Source organism: Alicyclobacillus fastidiosus, assembly GCF_026651875.1.
Classification (GTDB): Bacteria; Bacillota; Bacilli; order Alicyclobacillales; family Alicyclobacillaceae; genus Alicyclobacillus; species Alicyclobacillus fastidiosus.
Window position 1 is genome coordinate 1 of record NZ_CP104070.1, and the last position, 16309, is coordinate 16309.

Genomic DNA, 16309 nt, shown 5'->3' on the forward strand with positions numbered 1-16309 from the left:
GCTGGAGATCAATAGATCTCATCAGCAATCACCTGCCTCCATATACTATTGCATAGAGACCACACAGAGAGCATTCTCACCTCACTCTAGATGGTTCTGCTCAGCGGCAAATCTCTAACTTCAGCATACAAGACAACTGTGTTGCATTCGGTTTGAGGACTAGTTCACAATAGAAAATTAATAATATGTCATTAATCCTCTCAACTATGTGATTTGTTATAGGCATCACATTCAGTAGATGTTCGACTAATATCCACTCATATGTCTACTATCTATATCTCATGCAATATAATATGTGACTCACCATTCATTATCATTAGCATCTTATACTAATCAATAGTAGTAGCCTAGGTGCCAGTCCATAATCGATTAATCATATTCCCTTTTTGAGAAATTTGAGGACTAGGAATTAGTGGTGGATCCGGGGGCTGGCACGAGCTTTAACTTGTACCAACCTCAACCCAAACATAATATATATATATAGGCCTCCCTTGGATTGCCCGGATCCAGCCCCTTAGATCCTTTTGCCAAGAATCACTTTAAGAAATTCCGAACTAAAGATTTTTGTCATATATTCTTAATAATTTAAAAATAAAATGTTTATTAGAATATTTAGGGACTCATTCTTATATAAAAAGAGTTGTGAATGAAGAAATGATCATTTATAAATTTGCAAGAATACATCATTAATTCATATTACATATATTAGATGTCATCTAAATTTAGTATTAAGGCACTAACACCATATATATGCTAAAGAAAAAAAAATAACAAAAGTTTGAGGAAATTATTTTAGCAAATTATTATATTCAAAAATTATTTTTAAGAAATTAATGTGAAAACTCAGTGTTATAAAAGAACAAAAATATATCTTGACTAGTTTAAAAAGTTATTGTCATACAATATATATGAAACAAAAATTTCATTACATTTTATATACTGTAGAAACAAGCCCCCACCCCCAAACCCCGGGCAAAAGAAAAAGGAAAAAAATGCAACAATCATAACTAAACATTTCTAATTAGTCTTCTATATATCTTCATCTTTTCTATCTGAACAAACCCAAGATCCAACGGAGATTGGCATATTCTATGAAGGGGACAAGGGGACAAGGCCACTGGACGAAACATGTTCTGTTCATTAAGGCACAAGTGCGGACATTGGCTGCAGTTGTCTTAGGATTCCTTACTGTTTGACAGCATTAATTTAGGAGAAACAAATGAAAAAACAAAAGTTAAAGGTGCCTTGGCAAGTGGTCAGTAGCATATGATCACCTAAATGACAGAATCATTGTTATTCACTCAAAATCATCATGAGAGAGATTAAAAGAACCAAAAGTGCCTTTGATGCATGCTTGTTTGCTTGCTTTAGTAGCATGCAAGCTGTATTAGTTCAATCAATTATTAAGATCTGGCGCCCTTCAAGGACCCATGCAGATAAAGAATCATCATATTTTTATAAAAAGACATATATATATAATATTAGTTTTTTAGAACTATTATATGTCATTTCATGTTTAATTAATTAATTTTGTAAACCAATAGACTAATACTAGCCAGTTCACAAAGATGTGGCAGATATGTAAACATTAATTTTGGATTTGGCAATAGAAATCTGATTTATTAGTAACATATATTAAAAATAAGGACACCCTTAAAATAACTCATTATCTTCCTACTGGCTAGAACCTTTCAAAGATTTTCTTTTTGATGAAAAAGAAATGCTGGATTATGTTGCTTGATCATGGCAAATCCTATTCCAAGTTAATCAATCAGAAAGCAGTTATTAATTAAGAAAATTAAACACTTTTATTACAACAAAGCTCATTCATCTCTTCTTTAATTAGCTTAGCTCACAAGCTAAATACAATTTGGAATTGTCTGCAACTTTGGAGGTAATTAAGAAGATAAGAGTAGGATATTTGCGATCACTGGTTTTTGATTATATAACAGAATGATAATCAAAAGAAAAGATGAAAGCAATAGAGACAATAAACTCACAGATCATCCAGTTTCCATCCTTAATCCTTCCAAACACAAACCAACAAACACCGCGACTCCAAATTGATCATTACAACTCACCAAAGAACAACACATGCAGTTTATTGTTGTTAAATTTATTACTCCTCCCCGGCTCCCTTCTTTCCTTTGCCGGCGCGCCTCCGGCTGCCAGACCCGCCGACGTCATACCGGTGGTTTCCGTCGTTGAAGATCAACGGCAAGTCCTTGGCGTCGTCGCCGTCGTCCTCGTGAGTGGCTATGCGGATGCAAGAGCATCGTTCCAGAGACGCGAAGAAAGCGCTGGAAACGCCGTGGATGAACCACGTGGCCACCCCGTCGAGCTTCTGGCACGCGGGCGAGCCGTGGCCCGGGGGCGACCGGACCCTGGGCTCGACTTGGCTGCCTCTGAGATTGAAGAAGCTGGAGCAGCCGGTGGATGTGGTGGCTGCCATGGGAAGATACACTCTGCTCTAGAAGCTTTGAGCTGCTGTGTTCAGGCTTTAAGAAACACTCATCCGGAGACTTCTTTCCAACAATGCCCCTCATGGTTTGCATATTTAATGAGCTTAATTACAATATATATATATATATATATAACATATACATGTATATTTATTAACCTCAAAAATACAATCACTAATTTTTTTATGGTAATAAAAAATTATTTTTAATTAAACAAATAATTTAAAACTATCTCTTATATCAAACCTCAAACCTGCTATGTGATGCAATAATTATATAAATTACGAATCAACAATTATTTTTATTCATAATCTTATTTTTTTAAAACCTTTATAATTTGTATCATAGTTTTTGGTAACTTGTATTATATGTAACATATCTTATGATTTTATTTTTATATGATAAAAGTTATTTTAATCATGTTGGTGGTGTTATGATAAAAATATTAAAAAATTAATCTAATAAAAAAAGTGCAAGTGAGATGAGTGATTGATTCATTTTGGCGTGGCATGTGGAGTGACAGGGCCTATATATTGAACATGCTTGTTTGCAGTGATTAGTGATTAAGTTCATGTTATCTTTATTGTTTTTATTTTTTTTATTTTTAATTTTTTAAAACAGTAAAAATATATTTATTTTTATATTTTTAAAAAAAAATTATAAAAAATCAAAATTATAAAAAATCGTTTTGAGTATTTTTATCACAAACATATTCAAAATTTTTAAAATGTAGAAAACGTTATAAACAAAAAAAATGTATTTTTGACAATTTCAAAACAGTCATTCAAAATATAAATTTAAAAATAAATTTAAAACTTAAAAGTGAAAATCGAAATATGAAGAGAATAACCTAAGCTTTTGTACATTTTAGCTCTACTTATGCTTTTTCTTTTGATTATTTAATTAATAATGATTTCAGTGTGCTAAAGCCTAAAACATAAGGGTATTATAGAAATTTTATCTCATTTAGTTCATGACATTTAATTAGATTTTTAACATAATTTTATGCAAAAAAATTATGTTAAAAATCTAATTAAATATATATATATATGTATACATACATACCCCCTCCCCTACTCTTATCAAATGGTTATTTTATTTTATTATTATGTTTGATATATTTTAATTTTGATGAAATAAAATAAAAAAAATAATTAATTGAAAAAAATACCCTCAGTAGTGTAAAAATTGGAAAACATATTTTTTATTTTATATAAATCAAAAAATTCAAGTAATTATTGAGTATAGTTTAGGAAAAAATATATTTTCTTTTTTCAGCTAAAGACATTAAAAAAATTTAAAATATTTTTTTATTGTAATAAAAAAAATTATCAAGCCAAAAATAAATTTTCAGAAATTTTAGACGTTATTTTTAATAAAATAAAAATTAGTTTTTTTTTTATTTTTCCTTTTGAGGCTAGAATTTTTTATTTTAATAGAAATTTTTTTATTAAAATAATTTATTTTAATTTAATAAATATTTGTTGGATGTAGTTGGCTGCAGCGGACAGTGGAGGAGATGAGGGTCGGTCAAATTGGTGGAACCGGTGGTTATCGATGGAGGATAGCAATTTGCGGCGTCTCCCAGGAGGAGATGGTGGGTCATGGCGGCTCCAGCGGGTGACGACGACGATAAGACCGGAAGAGGACTTGTGGGAGCCATCGAGTAAATGGAGAGGTTGGATATCAGATTAAGACAAGTATATTATATATACATGGCAAGACAAGGGTACGTATATAGGTGAGAAGCATATATAACTATTCCATGGAATGGACATCCTTTCCTTCCATTTTATGAGGAAATGGGCATTTTCCTAAAGAGTCACTAATTCCATTTCCTCCTCGATGCAATCAATCAAATGAGCTTTCGAAAGATGATTTGATTTGATCTTCACTTGTAGAATGAGCATTTGAACAAGCTTGGGAGATATTGATTATTCAACTCCTCCTCCATATTATCTGAGTACATGGTAGCAAATTAACAGATTTTTTTACAAGTAGTGCCTAATAGGAAATATATTTTGTAAAGTGATCAACATAAGTATCAAAATACTTAAAATTATAAATTGAAGGAATGGGGGATGGTCCCCAAACATCAATTGTAAGACCTATAAGTTAAAATCCTCATTCTGTGGTAATACCTATTCTATAAGCCGTTAACTTGAGGCAATCCCTAGTATTTATGGAATAGATAAATTCACACCTAATATGAAAAATAATGGGATAGACATTCCAAATCCCCTTGCTGCTACATATCCTAATATAACACCCCATTTTTTCGGACGTGTTATAATTTAATGTAATTTTAGGATAATAATTTTTTCTTAAAAACTATTGTTAAACCATATCATTCTTCATATTTATCCCAAAATTTTTATACATTTATCTCAAAAGAGAATCATCAAAAACATCAATTACGGAAGCTAGAATTGAACCTACCATTTCAACATTAATCACAAATAAGATTATATATCATCATTAACCATAAATGAAGTTATACATCATTATTCCTCAAAACGTTCAAAATTCAAAGTAGTAGAACTTAAATGCATGGGATACATAACATACATTTAATTCATCATACACTTTGTTAAGTGTCATTTCATGCCTTATTCATCCTCGTTTCTGCTACAATCTCTATTTGGAAAGTTTGAATATTCCAGAGATAAAGCTCAAATTAGATGATAAATCATTTAAGTAAGGGTACATCATTTAATGCATATGTATGAATTCAATGCACATAACATTATTACTCTTACATTTGGATCGACCGCACCCAACTGTTACTCATCATTTTTACAATCTCCTGGCAGATCGAGGTGTATGGGTGCATCCATGGCAAAGCAACAATGCCAGTCCTTAATCTCATACCCATGCAATATATGACCGTGAATCTCATCGTGCTCATATGCATATTTTATCATCAGAAAATGTAAATGCACTCTACGTAATATGCATAGCATACAAAGACATGACAACATGATAACAAAACGTTTTCATAAATTGGGTTTTTTTTTTTTGGTTGAACCACTTACCTTCTCAACCTTATCGGGCTATCTCGATTTTCGCGCATTATCTCAAAATAAGTGCATCGTCTCAATTTACGTGCTAACCTCAAAATTAGTACAAGTCACTTCAAATTAAGCCTCAAAGCATCCTAATCATCATATTTATTTAAATAAGTATTAAAACTTATTTTTTCATAATTTCTTACATTTTCTTTAATTTTCTCTCTATTTCTTCATATTTTCCTCAATAAATCCAAACTAAATATTTCACTATAAAAATTCATAAAATAACATTCTTTAATTTCTAAAATTTTTTAGAAAATTTTACTCATCTTGACTTAGCCTCTCAAGCTTCCTCGATATGCGTGTCCTAACATCAAAACGTGTGCAAATCCTCGCTTCTTACACACCACCTCGATTTTTGTACACCCTTGATTCTCATGCACCATCACAATTTTTGCGCACTACCTGGATTTTCGTGCACTGCCTCAATTTTCATGTTTGACCTCAAAATGTGTGCCCGAACAATTTTGCTCTCCAAAATCTCTGAAATATTAATAAATCTCCATTTCCTATTTTTCTAGAATTTTCTTACTTTTTCTCACATTTTCTTCCATTTTCTTTCCTTTTTTTTCCTTTTCTTTTCTTTTTCCTTTTCCTTCTTCTTCTTCCTCTGTTTCTTCCTGGGCGCGCAAACAGCCCACCCAGCTGCTGCACCTCGCATTGTCGGCTACCTTCACCCATACCGACAGCCTCTCGGACCTACATCGAGCCCTCTGATCGCTGCCACACCCAGTTCCCATCACCACGGCTGTTGCTGGCCGCCCTCTACCGAGCGCCCAACTTTGTAGCGAGCTGCCATGGCTGGGCTATGGTTACCGCTTACTGTGGCAGCCCGTTCCGATCGCCTCCAACCTCGCTGACCTCCACACCGCACCACCGCGTGAGCCACCGCACACTCAGCAACCGCCGCTCGCACTGCTCCACTCGAGCTTGCAGGCATGGCTGCTTGGAGCTTGTGGCTGCAACCAGCCACCACGATCGACCCACTCTCTTCATCTCTCGCTGCTATGCTCGGTTATTAGCTCTCTACCTCAATCTCTCTTCTCTCACCCAAGCTCTTAGCTTTTCTTGGCCATGCTCTGCTTCCACTTCCATTCTTATAAATATCCACTTACATCGGATAAGCCTTAGCCACCACTCTCTCTCTGACATTTCTTCCAATCTCTAATCCCAATGCCCTTAATTGGTGCAAATTTGTCCCTTAAGTGATGCAACTCCCCCATGCTTCATGCGTATACCTCTAGATACATTATATATATATATGTCACACATTTAATCTCCATATTATATCTTTATTACACTTGAGAATTTCTTAAATTACAAATACACTCTCTAACGTCCAATTAATTTGCATTACGATACCGAAAATTTAAAATTAATAACTCATGGCTTACTAGATAAGGATGATTTCATCCTTGCGCCCTCACCGGACCATTGTTTCATCCCGAAACCACTTCAGAGTTGATCCTTACACAAAACCAAAGCCCCCTATGGCTCCGTTGATTTTTCAGAAGTCCCCTACGATAATTCAATTTTTCAACCTAAATCATAACTGCATTTTAGCTATACCGAAAATCGTCTCGATTTCGAATTCTTTTAATACCATAAATCCTATCTCGGGATGTTCGTCGAGACCATATCTATTTTCTTAGGTAGCGTTTGTTAAAATGAGTAAGATAAGAGAGTTTCAAGATAAGATCGGAATGCGTTCTGAATCAAGATATGGAATAATCAAGATAAGGTTGGGAAGTATTTCAAGATTTTTATCAAACTGTTTGTTAAATTTTTTAAAATGCACTAAATGACACAATTGTCATTTTTTCTTATCTATAAAGACCAAGATATGCTTATCTTGAGGGGAAGATAAGCATATCTTGAACAATCAAGATAAGAAGTCATTAATGACGTTTTCAAGAATTGTTAGATAAATTTAACAAACATGTTGGAAAAGATAGAAGTCTGGGATGCATCCCATATCTTGGCTTTTCCATCCCATATCTTGATTAACAAACGCCCCCTTAGGCAATTACGCTCTAGGGCATTCCATGCAATTGATTCGGTACTTATAACTATAAGAAATTACACTTAAATCTTTAATCTTTTGATAATTTCACCTATGGTCCACGTTAAAATTACTCTGGAGCCCTTTAGAAATTTGGGATATTACACCTAATCTCCATAAATTGAAGTTAAGACAACTCATACTCGTTCAAGAATTCTAGTTCAACTCAATCACAATCTTGTAAAACCAAGATGAATCAATTAATCCTTTATGACATGGCCGGGCTAGCTCATTTTCATTGTGATTCACATCACAAATCTTAACCAAAATGGATAAAAAGACCTCCAAGGGTAAGCTAAAGGTATGACATTGAATGCTATTCTCATAAGCCTTTAACTTCTCCCAAACTCTTTATTGACTTAAGCACTAGAGTAATGGCAGTCATTCTTGCTTGTCTACGTAGGTGTCCTAAATCTAGATCATGTTGGCATGCAGTCAGGATCTTGATTAAATCCTATAAATTTAATTAGTAACTAATCCTTAAGACATCAATTTGGCATCATCTATGAGAATGAAGGCTTGTTGATTTGGTGAGATGACAAACTACCCAACTGATTACCCCATCACCAATAATCATCCATTTGATCCTAAAACACCTGACAAAGGACATTAACTGGGTGATCACCTTGAAGCTCTAAATCTCTTGGCTCTTCTCATACAATTGGATTAGCTAAGGAGGCAACTACAAATCCTCGTTAATAGTTAGGGAAATAGTAGCGACACTAGACAACTACTAAACCCAAGTTAATTAAGGCAACGAAAGAGACGATAGTCTCCAAAACTATGCTAATGGAGACCAAACCAATAACCATGATGAGTAAAGAATTGTTAATGATGTTAGGTGTAATATTTCGCCTTAATAGTCTTCATATCATGATTTCAATCACGAAGATTGAAGAATGGAAGATTGGTACCACAGAAACTAAAGAAGTTGTTCTCCTACCAGGAGCGATGAGCATAAGAGAAATCAAGATTGTCATGATAGGCAAAGTTGGTCTCAATCTTGAAATAGGAGCATGAATGAGCAAGAGGCATGCGAAGTCATATGTGATCTAAAGTGAAGTCTTCATGCAAAGGGAGGATGTCAAGTGGTAAGGTTGGTTATCATTTCTTTGTCTCATCAATTACTTGATCAACCTATTCTCAATCGTTTTCAATATCTGCATTAATAAATTTTCTAAAACTAAGCACCCAACTGAACACATACATCTCTATCGAGATGAAATAGAGGTAAAGGTGATTCTAATGCAACCCTCTATCGAGTTTCACCATAATTGTATATAAGAAAACATGAGACTAGTATGACACCATTGCTAAAAGTAACACTGAAACGTTTGCTTAGCTAGAGCATTAGTTTGCAGAAAGTTTTCAAGGGAATCAATGCCCTAGGAAAACTAGTTTGATGCTTCTCCAAGTCAAACAAAAGTTGGGAGAATCATTGACATAGTACATAGAGAAGTTCTAGGTTGTTACCTCTGAAGTAGACAATGTAGATAATTTGTTAGTCATTACAACTATTTCTAATGAATTAAAGGATACTACTTTGGTTTCTCTTTAGTGAAAATCCCTTCTAAGATGTTGAACAAGCTATATGTTTGCTCACAACATTACAACAACACTAAGGAACAACGTTCCAGAGAAGAAGCTCACATTGATACTAGAAGATCTAAAAAAGGAGGATAAGCTTTATACCCATAACACTGAAAATTGAAAGAGGTATAACTTTACAAATCGAATAGGAAAGTGTCAGTCCTCAAAGTACATTACCTACGACCAACTTTATCTCAAATCCTCCTAGAGGGTGGTCTAGGTGTCGTTGTACGTGGGATCCCCGGGTACCGAGCTCGAATTCGCCCTATAGTGAGTCGTATTACAATTCACTGGCCGTCGTTTTACAACGTCGTGACTGGGAAAACCCTGGCGTTACCCAACTTAATCGCCTTGCAGCACATCCCCCTTTCGCCAGCTGGCGTAATAGCGAAGAGGCCCGCACCGATCGCCCTTCCCAACAGTTGCGCAGCTGAATGGCGAATGGCGCCTGATGCGGTATTTTCTCCTTACGCATCTGTGCGGTATTTCACACCGCATATGGTGCACTCTCAGTACAATCTGCTCTGATGCCGCATAGTTAAGCCAGCCCCGACACCCGCCAACACCCGCTGACGCGAACCCCTTGCGGCCGCATCGAATATAACTTCGTATAATGTATGCTATACGAAGTTATTAGCGATGAGCTCGGACTTCCATTGTTCATTCCACGGACAAAAACAGAAAGGAAACGACAGAGGCCAAAAAGCTCGCTTTCAGCACCTGTCGTTTCCTTTCTTTTCAGAGGGTATTTTAAATAAAAACATTAAGTTATGACGAAGAAGAACGGAAACGCCTTAAACCGGAAAATTTTCATAAATAGCGAAAACCCGCGAGGTCGCCGCCCCGTAACCTGTCGGATCACCGGAAAGGACCCGTAAAGTGATAATGATTATCATCTACATATCACAACGTGCGTGGAGGCCATCAAACCACGTCAAATAATCAATTATGACGCAGGTATCGTATTAATTGATCTGCATCAACTTAACGTAAAAGCAACTTCAGACAATACAAATCAGCGACACTGAATACGGGGCAACCTCATGTCCGAGCTCGCGAGCTCGTCGACAGCGACACACTTGCATCGGATGCAGCCCGGTTAACGTGCCGGCACGGCCTGGGTAACCAGGTATTTTGTCCACATAACCGTGCGCAAAATGTTGTGGATAAGCAGGACACAGCAGCAATCCACAGCAGGCATACAACCGCACACCGAGGTTACTCCGTTCTACAGGTTACGACGACATGTCAATACTTGCCCTTGACAGGCATTGATGGAATCGTAGTCTCACGCTGATAGTCTGATCGACAATACAAGTGGGACCGTGGTCCCAGACCGATAATCAGACCGACAACACGAGTGGGATCGTGGTCCCAGACTAATAATCAGACCGACGATACGAGTGGGACCGTGGTCCCAGACTAATAATCAGACCGACGATACGAGTGGGACCGTGGTTCCAGACTAATAATCAGACCGACGATACGAGTGGGACCGTGGTCCCAGACTAATAATCAGACCGACGATACGAGTGGGACCATGGTCCCAGACTAATAATCAGACCGACGATACGAGTGGGACCGTGGTCCCAGTCTGATTATCAGACCGACGATACGAGTGGGACCGTGGTCCCAGACTAATAATCAGACCGACGATACGAGTGGGACCGTGGTCCCAGACTAATAATCAGACCGACGATACGAGTGGGACCGTGGTCCCAGTCTGATTATCAGACCGACGATACAAGTGGAACAGTGGGCCCAGAGAGAATATTCAGGCCAGTTATGCTTTCTGGCCTGTAACAAAGGACATTAAGTAAAGACAGATAAACGTAGACTAAAACGTGGTCGCATCAGGGTGCTGGCTTTTCAAGTTCCTTAAGAATGGCCTCAATTTTCTCTATACACTCAGTTGGAACACGAGACCTGTCCAGGTTAAGCACCATTTTATCGCCCTTATACAATACTGTCGCTCCAGGAGCAAACTGATGTCGTGAGCTTAAACTAGTTCTTGATGCAGATGACGTTTTAAGCACAGAAGTTAAAAGAGTGATAACTTCTTCAGCTTCAAATATCACCCCAGCTTTTTTCTGCTCATGAAGGTTAGATGCCTGCTGCTTAAGTAATTCCTCTTTATCTGTAAAGGCTTTTTGAAGTGCATCACCTGACCGGGCAGATAGTTCACCGGGGTGAGAAAAAAGAGCAACAACTGATTTAGGCAATTTGGCGGTGTTGATACAGCGGGTAATAATCTTACGTGAAATATTTTCCGCATCAGCCAGCGCAGAAATATTTCCAGCAAATTCATTCTGCAATCGGCTTGCATAACGCTGACCACGTTCATAAGCACTTGTTGGGCGATAATCGTTACCCAATCTGGATAATGCAGCCATCTGCTCATCATCCAGCTCGCCAACCAGAACACGATAATCACTTTCGGTAAGTGCAGCAGCTTTACGACGGCGACTCCCATCGGCAATTTCTATGACACCAGATACTCTTCGACCGAACGCCGGTGTCTGTTGACCAGTCAGTAGAAAAGAAGGGATGAGATCATCCAGTGCGTCCTCAGTAAGCAGCTCCTGGTCACGTTCATTACCTGACCATACCCGAGAGGTCTTCTCAACACTATCACCCCGGAGCACTTCAAGAGTAAACTTCACATCCCGACCACATACAGGCAAAGTAATGGCATTACCGCGAGCCATTACTCCTACGCGCGCAATTAACGAATCCACCATCGGGGCAGCTGGTGTCGATAACGAAGTATCTTCAACCGGTTGAGTATTGAGCGTATGTTTTGGAATAACAGGCGCACGCTTCATTATCTAATCTCCCAGCGTGGTTTAATCAGACGATCGAAAATTTCATTGCAGACAGGTTCCCAAATAGAAAGAGCATTTCTCCAGGCACCAGTTGAAGAGCGTTGATCAATGGCCTGTTCAAAAACAGTTCTCATCCGGATCTGACCTTTACCAACTTCATCCGTTTCACGTACAACATTTTTTAGAACCATGCTTCCCCAGGCATCCCGAATTTGCTCCTCCATCCACGGGGACTGAGAGCCATTACTATTGCTGTATTTGGTAAGCAAAATACGTACATCAGGCTCGAACCCTTTAAGATCAACGTTCTTGAGCAGATCACGAAGCATATCGAAAAACTGCAGTGCGGAGGTGTAGTCAAACAACTCAGCAGGCGTGGGAACAATCAGCACATCAGCAGCACATACGACATTAATCGTGCCGATACCCAGGTTAGGCGCGCTGTCAATAACTATGACATCATAGTCATGAGCAACAGTTTCAATGGCCAGTCGGAGCATCAGGTGTGGATCGGTGGGCAGTTTACCTTCATCAAATTTGCCCATTAACTCAGTTTCAATACGGTGCAGAGCCAGACAGGAAGGAATAATGTCAAGCCCCGGCCAGCAAGTGGGCTTTATTGCATAAGTGACATCGTCCTTTTCCCCAAGATAGAAAGGCAGGAGAGTGTCTTCTGCATGAATATGAAGATCTGGTACCCATCCGTGATACATTGAGGCTGTTCCCTGGGGGTCGTTACCTTCCACGAGCAAAACACGTAGCCCCTTCAGAGCCAGATCCTGAGCAAGATGAACAGAAACTGAGGTTTTGTAAACGCCACCTTTATGGGCAGCAACCCCGATCACCGGTGGAAATACGTCTTCAGCACGTCGCAATCGCGTACCAAACACATCACGCATATGATTAATTTGTTCAATTGTATAACCAACACGTTGCTCAACCCGTCCTCGAATTTCCATATCCGGGTGCGGTAGTCGCCCTGCTTTCTCGGCATCTCTGATAGCCTGAGAAGAAACCCCAACTAAATCCGCTGCTTCACCTATTCTCCAGCGCCGGGTTATTTTCCTCGCTTCCGGGCTGTCATCATTAAACTGTGCAATGGCGATAGCCTTCGTCATTTCATGACCAGCGTTTATGCACTGGTTAAGTGTTTCCATGAGTTTCATTCTGAACATCCTTTAATCATTGCTTTGCGTTTTTTTATTAAATCTTGCAATTTACTGCAAAGCAACAACAAAATCGCAAAGTCATCAAAAAACCGCAAAGTTGTTTAAAATAAGAGCAACACTACAAAAGGAGATAAGAAGAGCACATACCTCAGTCACTTATTATCACTAGCGCTCGCCGCAGCCGTGTAACCGAGCATAGCGAGCGAACTGGCGAGGAAGCAAAGAAGAACTGTTCTGTCAGATAGCTCTTACGCTCAGCGCAAGAAGAAATATCCACCGTGGGAAAAACTCCAGGTAGAGGTACACACGCGGATAGCCAATTCAGAGTAATAAACTGTGATAATCAACCCTCATCAATGATGACGAACTAACCCCCGATATCAAGTCACATGACGAAGGGAAAGAGAAGGAAATCAACTGTGACAAACTGCCCTCAAATTTGGCTTCCTTAAAAATTACAGTTCAAAAAGTATGAGAAAATCCATGCAGGCTGAAGGAAACAGCAAAACTGTGACAAATTACCCTCAGTAGGTCAGAACAAATGTGACGAACCACCCTCAAATCTGTGACAGATAACCCTCAGACTATCCTGTCGTCATGGAAGTGATATCGCGGAAGGAAAATACGATATGAGTCGTCTGGCGGCCTTTCTTTTTCTCAATGTATGAGAGGCGCATTGGAGTTCTGCTGTTGATCTCATTAACACAGACCTGCAGGAAGCGGCGGCGGAAGTCAGGCATACGCTGGTAACTTTGAGGCAGCTGGTAACGCTCTATGATCCAGTCGATTTTCAGAGAGACGATGCCTGAGCCATCCGGCTTACGATACTGACACAGGGATTCGTATAAACGCATGGCATACGGATTGGTGATTTCTTTTGTTTCACTAAGCCGAAACTGCGTAAACCGGTTCTGTAACCCGATAAAGAAGGGAATGAGATATGGGTTGATATGTACACTGTAAAGCCCTCTGGATGGACTGTGCGCACGTTTGATAAACCAAGGAAAAGATTCATAGCCTTTTTCATCGCCGGCATCCTCTTCAGGGCGATAAAAAACCACTTCCTTCCCCGCGAAACTCTTCAATGCCTGCCGTATATCCTTACTGGCTTCCGCAGAGGTCAATCCGAATATTTCAGCATATTTAGCAACATGGATCTCGCAGATACCGTCATGTTCCTGTAGGGTGCCATCAGATTTTCTGATCTGGTCAACGAACAGATACAGCATACGTTTTTGATCCCGGGAGAGACTATATGCCGCCTCAGTGAGGTCGTTTGACTGGACGATTCGCGGGCTATTTTTACGTTTCTTGTGATTGATAACCGCTGTTTCCGCCATGACAGATCCATGTGAAGTGTGACAAGTTTTTAGATTGTCACACTAAATAAAAAAGAGTCAATAAGCAGGGATAACTTTGTGAAAAAACAGCTTCTTCTGAGGGCAATTTGTCACAGGGTTAAGGGCAATTTGTCACAGACAGGACTGTCATTTGAGGGTGATTTGTCACACTGAAAGGGCAATTTGTCACAACACCTTCTCTAGAACCAGCATGGATAAAGGCCTACAAGGCGCTCTAAAAAAGAAGATCTAAAAACTATAAAAAAAATAATTATAAAAATATCCCCGTGGATAAGTGGATAACCCCAAGGGAAGTTTTTTCAGGCATCGTGTGTAAGCAGAATATATAAGTGCTGTTCCCTGGTGCTTCCTCGCTCACTCGACCGGGAGGGTTCGAGAAGGGGGCACCCCCTTCGGCGTGCGCGGTCACGCGCACAGGGCGCAGCCCTGGTTAAAAACAAGGTTTATAAATATTGGTTTAAAAGCAGGTTAAAAGACAGGTTAGCGGTGGCCGAAAAACGGGCGGAAACCCTTGCAAATGCTGGATTTTCTGCCTGTGGACAGCCCCTCAAATGTCAATAGGTGCGCCCCTCATCTGTCAGCACTCTGCCCCTCAAGTGTCAAGGATCGCGCCCCTCATCTGTCAGTAGTCGCGCCCCTCAAGTGTCAATACCGCAGGGCACTTATCCCCAGGCTTGTCCACATCATCTGTGGGAAACTCGCGTAAAATCAGGCGTTTTCGCCGATTTGCGAGGCTGGCCAGCTCCACGTCGCCGGCCGAAATCGAGCCTGCCCCTCATCTGTCAACGCCGCGCCGGGTGAGTCGGCCCCTCAAGTGTCAACGTCCGCCCCTCATCTGTCAGTGAGGGCCAAGTTTTCCGCGAGGTATCCACAACGCCGGCGGCCGGCCGCGGTGTCTCGCACACGGCTTCGACGGCGTTTCTGGCGCGTTTGCAGGGCCATAGACGGCCGCCAGCCCAGCGGCGAGGGCAACCAGCCGAGGGCTTCGCCCTGTCGCTCGACTGCGGCGAGCACTACTGGCTGTAAAAGGACAGACCACATCATGGTTCTGTGTTCATTAGGTTGTTCTGTCCATTGCTGACATAATCCGCTCCACTTCAACGTAACACCGCACGAAGATTTCTATTGTTCCTGAAGGCATATTCAAATCGTTTTCGTTACCGCTTGCAGGCATCATGACAGAACACTACTTCCTATAAACGCTACACAGGCTCCTGAGATTAATAATGCGGATCTCTACGATAATGGGAGATTTTCCCGACTGTTTCGTTCGCTTCTCAGTGGATAACAGCCAGCTTCTCTGTTTAACAGACAAAAACAGCATATCCACTCAGTTCCACATTTCCATATAAAGGCCAAGGCATTTATTCTCAGGATAATTGTTTCAGCATCGCAACCGCATCAGACTCCGGCATCGCAAACTGCACCCGGTGCCGGGCAGCCACATCCAGCGCAAAAACCTTCGTGTAGACTTCCGTTGAACTGATGGACTTATGTCCCATCAGGCTTTGCAGAACTTTCAGCGGTATACCGGCATACAGCATGTGCATCGCATAGGAATGGCGGAACGTATGTGGTGTGACCGGAACAGAGAACGTCACACCGTCAGCAGCAGCGGCGGCAACCGCCTCCCCAATCCAGGTCCTGACCGTTCTGTCCGTCACTTCCCAGATCCGCGCTTTCTCTGTCCTTCCTGTGCGACGGTTACGCCGCTCCATGAGCTTATCGCGAATAAATACCTGTGACGGAAGATCACTTCGCAGAATAAA

General features: G+C 40.1%; 7 protein-coding genes and 2 pseudogenes. 2 read left to right on the top strand and 7 right to left on the bottom strand.

Annotation, left to right across the window (positions count from 1 at the left end; all coding sequences use genetic code 11):
• Positions 1-2119 precede the first annotated feature (2119 nt).
• Together NZD89_RS29965 and NZD89_RS29970 are read right to left on the bottom strand one after the other, a co-directional pair.
• Positions 2120-2452: a hypothetical protein gene (locus tag NZD89_RS29965; RefSeq protein WP_268008904.1), complete on the bottom strand. Its 333-nt coding sequence runs from the start codon at positions 2450-2452 to the stop codon at positions 2120-2122.
• Between the two features lie 3590 nt (positions 2453-6042).
• Complete coding sequence (locus NZD89_RS29970; protein ID WP_268008906.1) at positions 6043-6165, bottom strand: hypothetical protein; 123 nt, start codon at positions 6163-6165, stop codon at positions 6043-6045.
• 2240 nt (positions 6166-8405) lie between these two features.
• Between NZD89_RS29970 and NZD89_RS29975 the strand changes: the two genes are divergently transcribed.
• Together NZD89_RS29975 and NZD89_RS30210 are read left to right on the top strand one after the other, a co-directional pair.
• Positions 8406-8615 carry a hypothetical protein gene (locus NZD89_RS29975; RefSeq protein WP_268008907.1) on the top strand — a complete coding sequence of 70 codons (210 nt, stop codon included), beginning with the start codon at positions 8406-8408 and terminating at the stop codon, positions 8613-8615.
• An 860-nt stretch (positions 8616-9475) separates the two neighbouring features.
• A pseudogene (locus tag NZD89_RS30210) lies at positions 9476-9633 on the top strand (hypothetical protein); the annotation flags it as partial.
• A 1405-nt stretch (positions 9634-11038) separates the two neighbouring features.
• Here the strand turns inward: NZD89_RS30210 and NZD89_RS29980 are convergent.
• The 5 genes and pseudogenes from NZD89_RS29980 to NZD89_RS30000 all read right to left on the bottom strand — a co-directional run.
• On the bottom strand, positions 11039-12010 hold the full coding sequence (locus NZD89_RS29980) for a ParB/RepB/Spo0J family plasmid partition protein (protein WP_000817031.1): 972 nt from the start codon (positions 12008-12010) through the stop codon (positions 11039-11041).
• Positions 12010-13176, bottom strand: a complete 1167-nt coding sequence (gene sopA / locus NZD89_RS29985; protein WP_000772446.1) for a plasmid-partitioning protein SopA — start codon at positions 13174-13176, stop codon at positions 12010-12012. The genes NZD89_RS29980 and sopA overlap by 1 nt, the downstream gene beginning before the upstream one ends.
• Positions 13177-13763: 587 nt before the next feature.
• Entirely contained in the window at positions 13764-14519 is a 756-nt protein-coding gene (gene repE, locus NZD89_RS29990) for a replication initiation protein RepE (protein ID WP_000852146.1), read from the bottom strand.
• A gap of 852 nt (positions 14520-15371) precedes the next feature.
• Positions 15372-15584: a hypothetical protein gene (locus NZD89_RS29995; RefSeq protein ID WP_162274079.1), complete on the bottom strand. Its 213-nt coding sequence runs from the start codon at positions 15582-15584 to the stop codon at positions 15372-15374.
• A gap of 326 nt (positions 15585-15910) precedes the next feature.
• A pseudogene (locus tag NZD89_RS30000) lies at positions 15911-16258 on the bottom strand (tyrosine-type recombinase/integrase); the annotation flags it as partial.
• Positions 16259-16309: the final 51 nt, after the last annotated feature.